Origin of the sequence: Streptomyces sp. NBC_00984, from assembly GCF_045162475.1 — a bacterium.
Lineage (GTDB): Bacteria > Actinomycetota > Actinomycetes > Streptomycetales > Streptomycetaceae > Streptomyces.
In genome coordinates, this window is record NZ_CP108734.1 from 2449719 (window position 1) to 2465743 (window position 16025).

The window sequence follows — 16025 nt, forward strand, 5'->3', positions numbered from 1 at the left end:
CGGCACGTGATGCACGGGACAGCTCTTGCGGTGCCGTACGGCCTGCCGGAGCGAGCCCCATGACGATTAGGGTGGGTCCGGGCGCGGCAGAAGAACCTGCGGGCAGGCAATGCGTGTCCCAGGGGGAGAGCCGGGCGGTCAGGCAGACGGAAACGGTCGCCCCCCACCCACTACGGCACAAGGGTGCTCGACCACACCAGGAGGCAAAGTGAACGGCGATCGGGACGAGATCCGCGGGGGCTGGAACAAGCCCGTCGACGAGTCGTCCGACGCGGAGCCCGCCGAGATGACGGGTGAGTTCACCATCGACTACACCCCGCCCGCCTGGTACACGCAGAACGCGCCGGGGGACTCGTCGGGCGGCGCCGGAACGCATCTCGCGCCGCCTCCGCCGCCCAGTGGAGCGCCGGTGCCCGCGCCCGCGCCGTCGGCCGGCGGCGGTTTCGACTCCGACTGGACTCCGGCGCCGCCCGCGCCCGCGCCGATTCCGGCCCAGTCCGCGGCGGGCGACGCCACGCCTTCCCCCGCACCGGGTGCGGGGGATTCCGAGGGTGCGTCGGACCCGTTCGGGGGCGGTGACGTGGAGAGCGGCTCGACCATGCGGTTCTCGCCGGCCGCGCTGAAGCGTCAGATCGAGGGGGGAGCGGCGGACGCGGCCGGCGAGGACCCGGTGGCGCATGCGGCTCCCGCACAGGCCGATGCCGGTGGCGGTGACAATGTCGGCGGTACGGGAGTGGGCGTGGCGCCCGGTTCCGATTTTGCGCAGACGGCGGACCCGTCCACCGGGGAGTCCGGTGGTGCCGACGCCGCGGATTCCGCCGCCGAGGTCCGGGCAGATGTCCCGGGCGGCGCTGCCGACGGGCCGCAGGACGCCATGCCCTCCGACGCCGTCGCGGATGCGGCACCCCGGGACGTACCGCCCGGCAACGCACCGCAGGACGCCCCGGCTCCCGCCACGCCGAACCCCTGGGCCCCGGCACCGCCGCAGGGCGGTGGTCTGCCGCCGCTGCCGCCCGCCTTCCAGCCCGCCGCGCCGCAGCCCACCGCGCCCCAGTCCGCCCCGCAGTGGCCAGCTCCCGGCCCGACCGGCCAGGCGCCCGGCGGCTACGGATTCCCCCAGACCGGGGCGCCCCAGCAGCCGCAGGCGCCTCTGCCGCCCCAGAGCGGCTACGGATTCCCGCAGCAGCCCGCTCCCCCGGCGCAGCAGGCACTGGCGCAGCAGGCATCGCCACAGCAGACACCGGCACCGAGCGGCTACGGATTCCCGCAGACGCCCCAGACGCCTCACACACCCCAGGCGCCTCACACACCTCACGCAGCTCAGCAGCCCCTGCCGCCGCAGGCACCTCAGCAGCCGCACGCACCCCTGCCGCCCCAGCAGTCCCAGTCGCCTCAGTGGCCCGCGCAGCAGGGCGTACCCCTGCCGCCGCAGGTCCCCCACGGCCCCCAGGCACCGCAGGCACCCCTGCCGCCGGCTCAGGCCACGCCCAATCTGCCCGCCCAGGTCACCCCGCAGCAGCCCGGCCGGCCCCAGCCTCCCCATCAGCAGCAACAGCACCCGCAGCAGCCGCAGGGACAGCAGGGGCAGCCGCCGCAGGGAGCGCCCGTCGACCCGCGCACCGGCGGCGCCTGGCCCACCCCCGTCACCCACGACCAGCGCGAGCGTTCCGTGCCCGGCGCCCCGCTCGGGTACACGGCGGCCGTGGAGCTCTCCTCCGACCGGCTGGTCCGGGGCAAGCAGAAGGCGAAGAGCAGCCGCACGCCGTCCGGCGCGTCCCGCTTCAAGCTGGGCGGCAAGAAGGAGGAGGCCGAGCGGCACCGCAAGCTCGACCTGATCCGTACGCCCGTGCTGTCCTGCTACCGGATCGCCGTCATCAGCCTCAAGGGCGGTGTCGGCAAGACCACCACGACCACCGCTCTCGGCGCGACCCTGGCCACCGAGCGGCAGGACAAGATCCTCGCCATCGACGCCAACCCGGACGCGGGCACGCTCGGCCGCCGGGTGCGCCGCGAGACCGGTGCCACCATCCGTGACCTGGTCCAGGCGATCCCGTACCTCAACTCGTACATGGACATCCGCCGGTTCACCTCGCAGGCGCCCTCCGGCCTGGAGATCATCGCCAACGACGTGGACCCGGCGGTCTCCACGACCTTCAACGACGAGGACTACCGGCGCGCGATCGACGTGCTGGGCAAGCAGTACCCGATCATCCTCACCGACTCGGGCACCGGCCTGCTCTACAGCGCGATGCGCGGGGTGCTGGACCTCGCCGACCAGCTGATCATCATCTCGACCCCGTCGGTCGACGGTGCGTCCAGCGCGTCCACCACGCTGGACTGGCTCTCGGCGCACGGGTACGCGGACCTTGTGCAGCGCTCCATCACCGTCATCTCAGGGGTGCGCGAGACCGGCAAGATGATCAAGGTCGATGACATCGTGCAGCACTTCGAGACGCGCTGCCGCGGCGTGGTGGTCGTACCGTTCGACGAGCACCTGTCGGCCGGTGCCGAGGTCGACCTCGACATGATGCGTCCCAAGACCCGCGAGGCCTACTTCAACCTCTCCGCGATGGTCGCCGAGGACTTCTCCCGCGCCCAGCAGCAGCAGGGACTCTGGACCTCGCACGGCTCCAACCCGCCGCCGCAGTACGCCCCGCCGATGCCCGGCCAGCAGCCGTACGCCCCGCAGCAGCCGTACGGGCAGCAGCAGCCGTACGGCGGCCAGCAGCCCCCGCAGCCGTACCCGCCGCAGCCCGGCCCCGGAGTGCAACAGAACGGCTGGCAGCAGTCGTTGCCCCCGCAGGCCCCGCCCGCTGCGGACCCGGCAGGCCCGCAGCCGCCCCACCAGCAGCAGCCCGCCCTGCCGGGGCAGCCGGGTCAGCCCGGCCAGCCGGTCCCGCCCGAGCCGCAGGGTCCCGTCCCGCCCGCGGGATGGCAGCAGCAGCCGCCGTCAGCGCCTCAGCAGTAAGGCGTCAGAGGTCTAAACCAATGAGGGTCCGCACCGTCTCCACGGTGCGGGCCCTTTGCGCATTCCCGCAGACCACACGCCGTTTCGATGACCGTTGACGCGGCTCGACCCCCGCTGATAAACCTTCGCTTCACCAGCTGGCGAACCACAGCTCAACCCGCCTTCTCCGTGCGAGTCATGACGCGAGGTCCCTGACCATGGTCGAAAGTGTTCCACCACGCTCCGCCAAGCCACGCTCACGTCTGCGTGTCCTCCTGGCCTCCGGTGCCGCCGCACTGGCACTGGCCGCCGGATCCATCGTCCCGGGTGTGCCGCTCGGCGCCGCGCCTCAGCAGGCACAGGCCGCCGACAGCGGAAAGTCGACACTGACCGTCGCCGTCGCACAGAGCGTCGACTCGCTGAGCCCGTTCCTCGCTCAGCGGCTCATGAGCACCAGCATCAGCCGGCTCATGTACGACTTCCTCACCAACTACGACCCCAAGGACAACCACGCGATCCCCGGTCTCGCCACCAAGTGGGAGCCGTCCGCGGACAAGTTGACCTGGACGTACACCATCCGTTCCGACTCCAAGTGGTCGGACGGGCAGCAGGCCACCGCCGAGGACGCGGCCTGGACGTTCAACAAGATGATGACCGACGAGGCCGCCGCGCAGGCCAACGGCAACTTCGTCGCGAACTTCAAGAAGGTGACGGCTCCCAGCCCGACGCAGCTGGTCATCGAGCTCAAGGAGCCGCAGGCCACCATGGCGGCACTCGATGTGCCGATAGTGCCGAAGCACGTCTGGGAGAAGGTCGGTGACTTCTCCAAGTTCAACAACGACAAGGCGTTCCCGATCGTCGGCAACGGGCCGTTCGTCGTGACCGACTACAAGGTCGACCAGTACGTGAAGCTCAAGGCCAACAAGGACTTCTGGCGCGGCAAGCCGAAGTTCGACGAGCTGGTCTTCAAGACGTACAAGGACCAGGACGCCGCCGTCGCCGCGCTGCGCAAGGGCGAGGTCTCCTTCGTCGCCGGCTCCCCCGCGCTGACGCCCGCCCAGGCCGCGTCGCTCAAGGGCGAGAAGAACGTCAAGGTCAACGAGGGTCCGGGCCGCCGCTTCTTCGCGCTGGCCACCAACCCTGGCGCGCAGACCAAGGACGGCAAGAAGTTCGGCAACGGCAACAAGGCCCTTCTCGACCAGAAGGTGCGCCAGGCCCTCTTCCTGTCCATCGACCGCAAGACCATCATCGACAAGGTCTTCCAGGGCCACGCCGTCGAGGGCCAGGGCTACATCCCGCCGCGCTTCTCCGCGTACCACTGGCAGCCGACCGCCGATCAGAGCCTCGCGTACGACCCGGCGAAGGCGGCCAAGCTGCTCGACGAGGCGGGCTACGGGCTCAAGGGCGACCAGCGGGTCGGCAAGGACGGCAAGCCGCTCGACCTGCGCATCCTCTGCCATGCGACGGACCCCAACGACAAGGCGATCGGCAAGTACCTCAAGGAGTGGTGGGGCAAGCTCGGCATCGGCCTGAAGGTCGACTGCCTCGACGACGTCTCGGTGCCCTGGTACGCCGGTGAGTACGACCTCGCCTTCGACGGCTGGTCCGTCAACCCGGACCCCGACTTCGTCCTCGGCATCCACACCTGCGCCGCGCTGCCGGACAAGGCGAAGGACAGCGCCACCACCGACAACTTCATCTGCGACAAGAAGTACGACGAGCTCTACAAGAAGCAGCTCGCCGAGTACGACCCGGCCAAGCGTGCCGAGATCGTCAACCAGATGCAGTCGTGGCTGTACGACTCCGGGTACATGAGCGTCATCGCGTACCCGAACGCGGTCGAGGCGTACCGCACCGACCAGATCAAGTCGATCACGACCATGCCCGAGGCGGCCGGCAACATCTACGGCCAGGACGGTTACTGGAGCTGGTGGTCCGCGGCTCCTGCGTCCGGCGGCAGTTCGGACGGCTCCGGCGGGTCGAGCTCGACCGGCGTCGTCATCGGCATCATCGTGGTGGTCGTGGTGCTCGCCGGTGGCGGGCTGTTCATCGCGATGCGCCGCCGCAACACGGCGGACGACCGCGAGTAGCCACTCGGACGGGTCGAGAGAGAGACCGGCCGGTGAACGTGCAGCTCACCGGCCGGCCCCTCCACGTGCAGCACGAGTAACGAGAGTTCCCCATGACAGCTGACAGCACTCCGGCGCTCGTGCAGGTCGCGGACGCGGACACCGACGGGCCGGCCCAGGCCGGCCCGTCGGCCGCCCGCGGTCCACGGGCGCGCAACACCAAGGCCTACCTCCAATACGTGGCGGCCAAGATCGCGGGAGCAGCGGTCTCGCTCTTCGCCGTTCTGGTCACCAGCTTCTTCCTCTTCCGGCTCATTCCCAGCGACCCGGTGAAGCAGATGACGGGCGGCCGGCCCGTCTCCGCCGAACAACTCCAGTCGCTCAGGCATCAGTTCGGCCTCGACCAGCCGATGTGGCAGCAGTTCACGTCGTATGTGGGAGACGCCCTCACGGGCGACTTCGGCACCTCGTTCCAGTTCCACGCACCGGTCATCGACAAGATCACCGAGGCGCTTCCGGCGACCCTGCTCCTCACCGGCACGTCGTACGTCCTCTACACCGCGCTCGGCATCTGGCTCGGCACCCGCACCGCCTGGCGCAACGGCTCCCTGAGCGACCGCTTCAACACCGCGTTCGCGCTCACGCTCTACTCGGTGCCGTCGTTCTGGCTGGGCCTGCTCCTGATCATCGTCTTCGCGGTGGGCATCGGCCCGATCCCCGGGATGTTCCCGACGGGCGGTCTGGAGTCGGGCAACGAGACCGGGTTCGCCTACGTCCTCGACGTGGCGCACCATCTGGTCCTGCCGGTGATCACGCTGGTCGCGGTCGGGTACGCGCAGACGCTCCTGGTGATGCGTTCCTCGCTGCTCGACGAGATGGGCAGCGACTATCTGACGACGGCCCGCGCGAAGGGGCTGCGGGACGACGTCGTGCGCCGCAAGCACGCCGTGCCGAACGCGATGCTGCCGACCTTCACGCTGATGTTCGTGAACCTGGGGCATGTGGTCGCCGGACAGATCCTGGTGGAGACGGTGTTCTCCTGGCCGGGTCTCGGCGGCCTCTTCTACCAGGGGCTGAGCGTGCCCGATCTCCCACTCGTGCAAGGGCTGTTCTTCGTCTTCGCCACCGCGGTGATCCTGGCGAACACCCTTGCCGATGTGCTCTATCCGCTGCTCGATCCCCGGGTGGGCCGATGACGACCGAATCCATGCCCACGCCCACGAAGGCGGAGACCGCGCAGAATCCGCGCGCCCTGGCCCGCGCGCGCAAGCGCCGGTCCATGGCCCGCTTCTGGCGCGAGTACCGCGGCCACCGGAGCGGACTGTGGGGGCTGGCCGCGCTCGTCACGATCGCGTTGGTCGCCCTGTTCGCGCCGCAGCTCGTCGGCGCCGACTCGCAGAGCGTCACCGGTGCCCCCGGTGGCGCCCTGGAGTCGCCGAGCGGCGAATTCCCGCTCGGCACCGACCAGTTCGGCCGAAGTGTGCTGGCGCTGCTGGTGTGGGGCACCCGGGTGTCGCTGACGGTCGGCCTGCTCGCGGCGTTCCTGTGCGTCGCCATCGGTACGGTCGTCGGCATCGTCGCGGGGCACTTCCACGGCTGGTACTCGACGGTCCTGATGCGGGTCACCGACTGGTTCCTGGTGATGCCGACCCTGGTCCTCGCCATCGCGCTCGCCACGGTGATGAACCGCTCGATGTGGACGGTCATCATCGCGATCGGGGTCACGACCTGGCCGACCACGGCCCGGCTGGTCCGGGCCCAGACGCTCGCCGTGGAGTCCCGCCCGTACATCGAACGCGCCCGCGCGCTGGGCGGCGGCCACGGACACATCATGGCCCGGCACGTGCTGCCGAACGTGATGCCGCTGGTGCTCGCGCAGACCACGCTGGTGATCTCCAGCGCGATCCTCACCGAGGCCACCCTGGCCTTCCTCGGTCTCAGCGACCCGACGACCACCTCCTGGGGCGGCATGCTCCAGGACGCCCGCGAGGCGGGCGCGGTCAGCGCGGGCGACTGGTGGTACCTGGCACCGCCCGGCATCGCCATCGCCCTGGTGGCCCTGGCGTTCACGCTGTGCGGCCGCGCCATCGAGTCCGTCCTCAATCCCAAGCTGGGGGTGGCCCGTTGAGCACGACGAGCATCCAGAAGACGCCGCTTCTCGACGTACGGGACCTCACGGTGACGTACGCCGGCGGAGCACAGGCCGTCCGTGGTGTGAACCTCTCGGTCGACGCGGGGCAGAAGCTGGGCATCGCCGGTGAGTCGGGCTGCGGGAAGTCGACGCTGGCGCTCGCGCTGCTGCGGCTGCTGCCCGCCGGCACGAAGGTCTCCGGCGAGATCCTGCTGAACGGCGAGGACGTCCTCACCATGAAGTGGGGCCAGGTCCGGGCGGTGCGCTGGGCAGGCGCGTCGATCGTCTTCCAGGGCGCGATGCACTCGCTCAACGCGGTGCACCGGATCGGGGAGCAGATCGCCGAACCGATCCTGCTGCACAAGAAGGCGACGCAGGCCGGGGCGGCGAAGAAGACCGGCGAGCTGCTGGAGCAGGTGGGGCTGCCCGCAGCCCGCGCGTCCGCCTATCCGCACGAGCTCTCCGGCGGGCAGCGGCAGCGCGTGATGATCGCGATGGCGCTCGCCTGCGACCCGGGGCTGATCATCGCGGACGAGCCGACCACGGCTCTCGATGTGATGATCCAGGCCCAGATCCTGCGGCTGATCGAGCAGCTGGTGTCCGAGCAGGACCTCGGCCTGATCATGATCAGCCATGACCTCGCGGTGCTCTCGGACACCTGCGACCGGCTCGCGGTGATGTACGCGGGCCGGGTCGTCGAGGAGGGCCCGGCGTCCGAGGTCTACGAGAACGCGCACCATCCGTACGGCAAGGCCCTGTCCGGCGCGTTCCCGCGCATCGGCGACCCGGCCTCCCGGTTCGCGCCCCGCGGGCTGCCCGGCGATCCGCCGGACCCGTCGGCGCTGCCCGGCGGCTGCACCTTCCACCCGCGCTGCCCGGTGGCCCTGGACTCCTGCACGACCGAGGACCAGGAGCTGCGGGTCGCGGGGCCGGAGCGGCGGGCCGCCTGCGTGCTGGTGGAGCCGGGGGCGGTCGCGGTCCCGGCCCTGCCGGGCGCCGAGGAAGCAAGGAGCACACCATGACCACCACCACTCCCCTGCTCAGCGCCGAGGGGCTGAAGGTCACCTTCCCCGGCCGGCGCGGGGCCGCCCCGGCGCGTGCCGTGGACAGTGTCGACCTGGACATCCACCCCGGCGAGATCGTCGCGCTGGTCGGCGAGTCGGGCTGCGGCAAGACGACGCTGGCGCGCTCCCTGCTGGGCCTGGTCCCGCCGACGTCCGGGCAGGTCACCTTCGGCGGCAAGCCGCTCGACTACGCGAGCCGGGCGCTGAAGACGTACCGCAAGCGGGTCCAGCTGGTGCTCCAGGATCCCAGCGGTTCGCTCAACCCGAGGCACACGGTGTACGACGCCGTCGCCGAGGGCCTGCGGATCCACGGGTACGCCGGGGACGAGCGGGAGGCGGTCGCCGGGGCGCTGTCGCGGGCCGGGCTGCGGCCGCCGGAACGATTCTTCCTGCGGTATCCGCACGAGCTGTCCGGCGGTCAGCGCCAGCGGGTCGTGATCGCGGGCGCGCTGGTCCTGGAGCCCGAACTGATCGTGGCCGACGAGCCGGTGGCCTCGCTCGACGCCTCGGTGCGCGGCGAGATCCTCGCCCTGCTGCTCCGGCTGCGGGACGAACTGGGCCTGTCCGCACTGGTGGTCACGCACGACCTCGGCCTGGCGTGGAACATCGCGGACCGGGTCGCGGTGATGTACCTCGGACGGATCGTCGAGACGGGCAAGGTGGAGGAGATCCTGACGGCTCCTCAGCATCCGTACACCCAGGCGCTGTTGTCGGTGCTGCCGGAGTCGGGGGACGAGCCGGTGATCCTGACCGGTGAGCCGCCGGACCCGTCCAGGGTGCCGTCCGGCTGCCGCTTCCATGCCCGCTGCCAGGTGCTCGCCTCGGGCGAGGCGGAACGGGCGGGCGTCGCGGAGGACTGCCGTACGAAGGATCTGCCGGTGCTCGCGGGCGGCGGGCGGACACAGGTGGCGTGCCACTGGGCCCTCGCCACCGCGAAGGCCGGGACGTAGCGCGGCGGCGGTGCGACGACGCGGGGCCGGGACCGTCGAAACGGTTCCGGCCCCGGTCAGGTACGAGGCGGGGTTCAGCCGCGCTCGTTCGTACGCGTGGTGGTCCGGCCGCGCTCGCACGCGGCGGTGGTTCGGCCCTGCTCGGGCGCGCAGAGGTTCAGCCGCGCTCGTACGCGGAGATCAGCTCGCTGCACCGCTTCACATCGGCGGTCATCGCCACGAGCAGCTCGTCGATCGAGTCGAACTTCAGCATCCCGCGCACGTACGCCAGGAAGTCCACCGCGACATGGAGCCCGTACAGGTCGAGGCCGACGCGGTCGATCGCGTACGCCTCCACCGTCCGCTCCGTGCCGTCGAACTGCGGGTTCGTGCCGACCGAGATCGCGGCGGGCATCGCCTCGCCGTTCACGTTCAGCCAGCCCGCGTAGACGCCGTCGGCGGGGATCGCGGTGTGCGGCAGCGTCTCCACGTTGGCTGTGGGGAAGCCGAGCTCACGGCCGCGCTGTGCGCCGCGGACCACGATGCCCTCGACCCGGTGCGGGCGGCCCAGGATCTCGGCGGCGCCCGCGACATCGCCCTCGGCCACCAGTCGCCGGGTGAGGGTGGAGGAGAACGGCTCGCCGCCGCCCGCCTCGCCGCTCACATACAGGTCGATGACCTCGACGCGGTAGTCGTAGGTCTCACCGAACTCGGTGAGCAACTGCACGTTCCCGGCCGCCCTGTGGCCGAAGCGGAAGTTCGGCCCCTCGATGACCAGCTGCGCGTGCAGCTTGTCGACGAGCACCTTCACGATGAAGTCGGCCGGCGCCAGCCTGGAGAACTCGGTGGTGAACGGCAGGATGAGCACCGCGTCCACCCCCAGCTCCGCCATCAGCTCGGCGCGCCGGTGGTGCGGGGCGAGCAGCGGCGGGTGGCTGCCGGGGCGTACGACCTCGCTGGGGTGCGGGTCGAAGGTCACCACGACCGACGGCACGCCCAGCTCACGGGCGCGCTCCACGGCCCGCCCGATGATCAGCTGGTGCCCGCGGTGCACCCCGTCATAGGAACCGATGGTGACGACGCTGCGTCCCCAGTCCTGGGGGATGTCCTCCAAGCCACGCCAGCGCTGCACTCTGACCGCTCCTCGCCCGAACCTGTGTACGTGGGTTTGTCTCTTACGCAGGTCTAAGACTGCCATGCTCACGCCGCGCGGCCTGCATCGGCATCGTCTTCGGGCTTCCCAGCGCCTCCACGGTCCGCCGTGCGCTCGGACCGACGAGCGTCGCCCATTCCTGCGGGGCGTCGGCCAGCCACCCGGTGATCAGGGCGGCGAATCCGGGCAGCTCACGGGCGAGTTCGACCAGTCGGCGGTCGAAGCGGACCGCGCCCTCGGGGGTCCGGACCAGCAGTGTCCCGGTGCGGTGGACCAGGGCGCGGGTGCGGGCGGGGGCACGCCCGAGGGAGCCGGCCGCGGCGGCCCGCAGCAACGCGTCGAGCACGGCCGGATCCCGGTGGGCCTCCTGCTCGAAGTCCAGCAGGACCTCCAGCAGCTGCTCCCTCAGCGGCCCGGAGGCGGGACTCCCGGGTGCGGCGAGCACCCCGGCGAGCGCGCCGCGTACCGGCGGCGGCACGGGGCGGTCCCGCAGCAGCCCGGTCAACAGGGGCAGCAGCAGGGCGCGGGCGGCCGGGCCGCGCTCCAGCCTCCGGTCGACGTACGAGGCCGGGTGCACGGCGTCGTCCGGGTGGCTGTCGATGTAGGCGCGCACGAGCCCGGCGGTGTGCAGGGCGAGCGCGGGGGCGTCGATCCCGGCCAGCGCGCACAGCACCTCGCCCGCCTCGTCGTCCGGCCGGGTGAGCCGCTCCCGGAACGCGGCGAGCACCGGTTCCGGGTGGGAGGGCAGCGCGACGGCGAGCGCGTCCGCGGACGGCCCGGACTCCCCCGCGACGAAGGCCCGGAGCGCCTGCGGGAGGTAACGGTCCCTGGTCCGCGGGTCCTGTACGAGGAGGGCGAGCGCGGACCCGTGCAGGGCGGCGTCCGCCGGGCGGGCCAGCAGGGCCAGGGCCGATCCGCGCAGCAGCTCGCGGTCGGCGTCGAGCGTGGCGTGCGCCGAGGTGATCAGTGCGTAGGAGGCGGCGGCGGTGCGGCGGGCGCGCCGGTCCTCGTCGTGGGCCCAGCGGTGGACGGCCCGGCACAGCGCGGCGGGCTCGTCCTCGGCCAGCGCGGTGAGCAGTTCCTCGGCCCGGGGGTGGGGGGTCGAGACGAGTGCGTCGGTCAGATCGTCGACGGCCAGGTCCCGGCGGGCGTAGAGCAGCGCCTGGGCGGCGGCTCCCACGGTCGGCCGCATCGCGTCCCCGTCCCCGTCCCCGTCCCCGGCGGGAAGCGGGCGCTCGTCGGTGAACCAGCCGCAGAGCAGTGGCTGCATGGTCCTGGGCCGGTCGACGAGCCGTCGCGCGACGGCATCCAGGAACCGTTCGCCGCCGTCGCCGTCGGGGTACGTGCCGCAGGAGCGGTCGCGGCCGGCACGGGGCTCGCCGCGGGGCGGGCCGTCGGCGGGGACGAGACGCCGGAACAGATCGATCCGGTCCTCCTCGGGCAGCCTGAGCCGCCGCCAGAACCACGGCCCGAACGCGGCGAACGTCCCCGGGCCTCCCGGGGAGCCCGCGGCGGCCCGGCGTACGACCCGGCCGGCCAGGAGCCGCAGCACGCCGAGGTGCGGCCGGGCGTCGGGCACCCGGAGCAGGGTCTCCGAGAGCAGACGGACCGTCCACCAGCGGGCGTCGTGACGTGGTGGGCCGTTCTCCCCGTCGCGGCCGGGGGCGGTGCACAGGGCCGCGGCGCCGGCCGCCGCCCCCGCCTCTGCCTCCGCCTCCACCTCCGCCGACAGCCGGTCCAGCGCCTCGATGAGGTCGGCCAGCTGGCGGGACAGGGCGGCGGGGCCCTGTCGGCGGCCCAGGAGCAGCAGGGCCTGGATCACCGGGCCGATGCGATGGCGCGGCACGGGCAGGGTGCGTGCCCCGGTCGCCGCCCGCGCCTGCACCGCCACGTCCGGCAGGTCCGCACGGCCGGGCTGCGCTCGCGGCCCCGTGGGCACCGCCGCGGTCGCCTCGCGCCCCGTACGCGGCCTCCTCGGCTGCGGAACACGGTGCTCGGCGCCCGTCGCCCCCGGCCCTTCGCCCCGCCCCTCCTGCGCGTGCCAGCGGTGGACCAGCGCATGCAGCGCCGCGCCCACGTCCAGGTGGGCGCCCTGCACCCAGTCCCCCAGCTCCTCGTGTGCGAAGCGGTAACCGGCGCCCGCCGGGACGAGCAGGCCCTCGGTGAGAACGGCCGACGCCCAGCCCGTGCGCCAGGGGAAGACCTCCTCGAACGCCGCCCGGCCCAGCTCCCCCTGTCCGGGACCCAGACAGCGCCGCGCCGCCTCGTGGACCTGCCCCGCCACCCGCGCGGCCAGCCTGCGGACCGCGCCGCCCCCCGGCGCCGGGCCGGACGCCGCTGCGATCCGGACCGCGATGCGCAGGCACATCAGGTCCAGGTGGGCGCCGAAGACCTGCTCGGTGTCGGGCTGCCCGGGGACGTCCCCCGGCAGCGCGGCGCGCACCTCCGCGAGCAGGCGCAGGGTGAGCGGGTGCCGGTCGTGGCCGGGGGCGAGCGCTTCGGGCGGGATGGCGTACCGCTCCTTGGCCTGTCCGGCCTGGCCTGCGGTGAGCTCGCCCAGGCGGACCGCGGAGGGCAGCCGCCCGGCCGGCCTGACGGGGCGGTGCAGCGCGCCGGGCGGGCAGAGCGCACCGGCCGTCTCCCAGTGCTCGGGCCCACAGGCGATCACGAGCCGCGCCCCGTGGCCCCGCAGCCATTCGACGGTGGCGGCGGTCCACCGGGCCGGCTCGTGGGCCAGCGCGGGAGGCATCTCCTCGGGACCGTCCAGCAGGACGAGCAGCGGGCTCCCGGACTCCTCGGCCAGCCGGGCCACCCGCTCGGGGGTGGCGCTCGCCATGTCGCCGTCGGCTCCGGCGGCTGTGACGATCCGCCCGGCCCGGCGCAGCGTACGGGCGACGGCGTCGGCGACCGAGGTGTCGTCGGCCAGCAGATCGGCGCCGCGCAGCCAGAGGGTGGGCGCGGGTACCGGGCCGCGCGCCCGGCGGGCGGTGAGTGCGGCCAGTTCGGTGGTACGGCCGGTGCCCGGCGCTCCGACGAGACCGAGGACCACGGCGGGGCCATCCGGTGCCGGCGCGGCTCGGACCGGGCCCGCGAAGGCGGTGAACTCCGCGATGACATCCGGGCGTTCGACCGGATCGGGCCAGGCGGCGGGGCCGTCCGCCGAGCGGAGCGAGGTCGCGGTGAGGTGCAGGGCGCCCGCGAGATTCAGATCGCGCCCGTATCCGGGAACGCTCGTCGCGTTGCGCCGCAGCAGGGCGTCGAGCGGGCCGCCGGTGCCCGCTTCCCGGAGCGGCACGGCGAACCCCGCGCCCGTGTGCCCGGCGCGCAGCGCACTGCCCAGCACGGCGATGACCGCGCCGCTCTCCGGGTCGAGGACGGGCCCGCCCACGGCCGCGCCGCCGAGCCGCAGGGCGTCCCTGCCGTCCGTACCGAGCGCCAGCTCCAGCGCCGCGCCGATCGGATGGGAGCGGCCGTTCGCGGTGTACGTCACGTCAGCCGTGCCGAGCACCCGGGCCTCGCGCCAGCCGTGCGCGGCGATCGTCACATACGTACCGGCGTCGTTCCGGTCCCGCCGGGCGATCGGTACCGGCTCCACGCCCAGCTCTCCGGGCCCCGCGGTGTGCAGCAGGGCGAGATCCAGCTCGGGCAGGGCGGTGATGTCGTCGGCCTCGACGGTGCGGCTGCGACCGCCCGTTCCGTGCAGGACGAGCCGGGTGGTGCCGTCGACGGCTTCGTGACTGGTGAGTACCGTGCCGCGGTCGTCCGCGACGAATCCGGTTCCCCGCGGCCGGCCGGCCGGATCGCAGATACGTACCAGCGCTGCCCGGTCCCCGCTTCCCATGGTCCGACGTTAGGTCCGATGATCGCCGCATGGGCCACTCGGAGTAAAAGCGCCCCCGAATGCACCCCCGTTTCACTCCGAGCGCCTGCCCATTGGGGTGAATTGATGGCGTCCGGTGGACAGACCATGTGGGGGGATCGTGGAGCGGGCGCAGGGACTGCCCCGCCCGCTCCACGATGCGGGTCCCGAAGGACCGGTCCGCCCGTCAGGCGAATACGGCGAGGCTCTTGGCCTTGCCCTTCTGCTCCTCGACGAGGACCAGGAACCGCCCGTCGGGCCCGAAGACGCCGACCGGTCCCGGCGGGAAGGCCGGCATGTCCAGCCGTACGCCGTTCAGCAGCAGCTTGGCGCGCTTCTCGTCCACGTCCCAGCGGGGGAACGCCGAGGCGGCGGCCTCGGCCACCGGCATCACGGTCAGCTTCTCCTGGTGCTGGTCGAGCGTCCGCGCCGCGTCGAGGCCGTAGGGACCGACCCGGGTGCGGCGCAGCGCGGTCAGATGCCCGCCGACGCCGAGCCCGGCACCGAGGTCCCGGGCGATCGCACGGATGTACGTACCTGAGGAGCAGACCACCGAGACGACCAGGTCGACGACCGGCGTGCCGTCCTCGGCGACCTCCGGGCGGACGTCGTAGACATGGAAGGACGAGATCGTCACCGGCCGGGCCGGGATCTCGAACTCCTCGCCGCCGCGCACCCGCGCGTAGGACCGCTTGCCGTCGATCTTGATGGCGCTGACCTTGGACGGCACCTGCATGATCGGTCCGGTCAGGGCGGCGACCCCGGAGTCGATGCCGTCCCGGGTCACACCGGACGCGTCGGTGGACGAGGTGATCTCGCCCTCCGCGTCGTCCGTGATGGTGTCCTGGCCGAGCCGGATCGTGCCGAGGTACTCCTTCTCGGTCAGTGCGAGATGGCCCAGCAGCTTGGTGGCCTTCTCGACACCGAGCACGAGAACGCCGGTCGCCATCGGGTCCAGCGTGCCGGCGTGGCCGACCCGGCGGGTACGGGCGATGCCGCGCATCTTGGCGACGACGTCGTGCGAAGTGAAGCCGGACGGCTTGTCGACGATGACAAGGCCGTCCGGCGTTTTCTGCGATGTCATTCGGAGGCGGCGTCCTCGTCGTTCTCGTCGTCCGCCTTGCGGTACGGGTCGGCACCACCGGCGTACGTGGCGCCCGAGGACGCCTCGCGCACCCGTGCGTCCGAGGCACGCGCCCGGTCGAGGAGGTCCTCGATCGCCTTGGCGTTGCCCGGCAGGGCGTCCGCCACGAAGGCCAGGGTGGGGGTGAACTTCGTCCCCGCCGCCGCTCCGACCGCCGAACGCAGGATGCCCTTGGCGCTCTCCAGACCGGCCGCGGCGCTCGCCCGCTCCTCGTCGTCGCCGTAGACCGTGTAGAAGACCGTGGCCTCCCGCAGGTCACCGGTGACCCGGGTGTCCGTGATAGTCACGTGCGTACCCAGACGCGGGTCCTTGATACCGCGCTGCAGTTTCTCGGCGACCACCTCCTGGATGAGGTCCGCCAGCTTCTTCGCCCGCGCGTTGTCGGCCACTGGTCCGTCTCCTTCTTCGCCTTGCTCAATCGTCTTCGTCGCTGTGTACCCGCCGTCGTACGGACAGCAGCTCCACTTCCGGGCGTGCGGCCACCAGCCGCTCGCACCGGTCCAGAACATCTGTGAGGTGTCCGGTGTCCCCGGAGACCACGGCAAGACCGATCTCGGCCCTGCGATGGAGATCCTGACCGCCCACCTCCGCCGCGCTCACCGCGTATTTGCGCTGGAGCTCGGCGACGATCGGACGGACGACGGAGCGCTTCTCCTTCAACGACCGTACGTCGCCGAGAAGCAGATCGAAGGACAGTGTCCCCACATACATGTGTGTCCGGATGTCCCG

Annotated in this window: 11 protein-coding genes; 6 read left to right on the forward strand and 5 right to left on the reverse strand. The window is 72.4% G+C overall.

Going from position 1 to position 16025, the window contains the following annotated elements:
• Window positions 1–208 precede the first annotated feature (208 nt).
• The 6 genes from OG520_RS10430 to OG520_RS10455 all read left to right on the forward strand — a co-directional run bounded on the left by OG520_RS10430 (window position 209) and on the right by OG520_RS10455 (window position 9161).
• Window positions 209–2968: an SCO5717 family growth-regulating ATPase gene (locus tag OG520_RS10430; RefSeq protein WP_406012981.1), complete on the forward strand. Its 2760-nt coding sequence runs from the start codon at window positions 209–211 to the stop codon at window positions 2966–2968.
• 197 nt (window positions 2969–3165) lie between these two features.
• Window positions 3166–5037: an ABC transporter substrate-binding protein gene (locus OG520_RS10435; RefSeq protein ID WP_406012982.1), complete on the forward strand. Its 1872-nt coding sequence runs from the start codon at window positions 3166–3168 to the stop codon at window positions 5035–5037.
• Between the two features lie 92 nt (window positions 5038–5129).
• Window positions 5130–6212, forward strand: a complete 1083-nt coding sequence (locus OG520_RS10440; protein ID WP_406012983.1) for an ABC transporter permease — start codon at window positions 5130–5132, stop codon at window positions 6210–6212.
• Window positions 6213–6223: 11 nt separating this feature from the next.
• Complete coding sequence (locus tag OG520_RS10445) at window positions 6224–7144, forward strand: ABC transporter permease (protein ID WP_406012984.1); 921 nt, start codon at window positions 6224–6226, stop codon at window positions 7142–7144.
• Window positions 7141–8169 carry an ABC transporter ATP-binding protein gene (locus OG520_RS10450; RefSeq protein ID WP_406012985.1) on the forward strand — a complete coding sequence of 343 codons (1029 nt, stop codon included), beginning with the start codon at window positions 7141–7143 and terminating at the stop codon, window positions 8167–8169. The genes OG520_RS10445 and OG520_RS10450 overlap by 4 nt, the downstream gene beginning before the upstream one ends.
• Entirely contained in the window at window positions 8166–9161 is a 996-nt protein-coding gene (locus OG520_RS10455) for an oligopeptide/dipeptide ABC transporter ATP-binding protein (protein ID WP_406012986.1), read from the forward strand. Before OG520_RS10450 ends, OG520_RS10455 begins: the two co-directional genes overlap by 4 nt.
• 157 nt (window positions 9162–9318) lie before the next feature.
• Here OG520_RS10455 and OG520_RS10460 read toward each other — a convergent pair whose 3' ends face one another.
• The 5 genes from OG520_RS10460 to OG520_RS10480 all read right to left on the reverse strand — a co-directional run bounded on the left by OG520_RS10460 (window position 9319) and on the right by OG520_RS10480 (window position 16007).
• The gene (locus tag OG520_RS10460; RefSeq protein ID WP_399335877.1) at window positions 9319–10272 is read right to left on the reverse strand and encodes a bifunctional riboflavin kinase/FAD synthetase; all 954 of its coding nucleotides are present in this window, start codon (window positions 10270–10272) and stop codon (window positions 9319–9321) included.
• Window positions 10273–10315: 43 nt separating this feature from the next.
• Entirely contained in the window at window positions 10316–14134 is a 3819-nt protein-coding gene (locus OG520_RS10465) for a trypsin-like peptidase domain-containing protein (RefSeq protein WP_406012987.1), read from the reverse strand.
• A 205-nt stretch (window positions 14135–14339) separates the two neighbouring features.
• On the reverse strand, window positions 14340–15236 hold the full coding sequence (truB, locus tag OG520_RS10470; RefSeq protein WP_399335879.1) for a tRNA pseudouridine(55) synthase TruB: 897 nt from the start codon (window positions 15234–15236) through the stop codon (window positions 14340–14342).
• Window positions 15233–15685, reverse strand: a complete 453-nt coding sequence (rbfA, locus tag OG520_RS10475) for a 30S ribosome-binding factor RbfA (RefSeq protein WP_266427452.1) — start codon at window positions 15683–15685, stop codon at window positions 15233–15235. Before rbfA ends, truB begins: the two co-directional genes overlap by 4 nt.
• Window positions 15686–15710: 25 nt before the next feature.
• Window positions 15711–16007: a DUF503 domain-containing protein gene (locus OG520_RS10480; RefSeq protein WP_266427449.1), complete on the reverse strand. Its 297-nt coding sequence runs from the start codon at window positions 16005–16007 to the stop codon at window positions 15711–15713.
• Window positions 16008–16025: the final 18 nt, after the last annotated feature.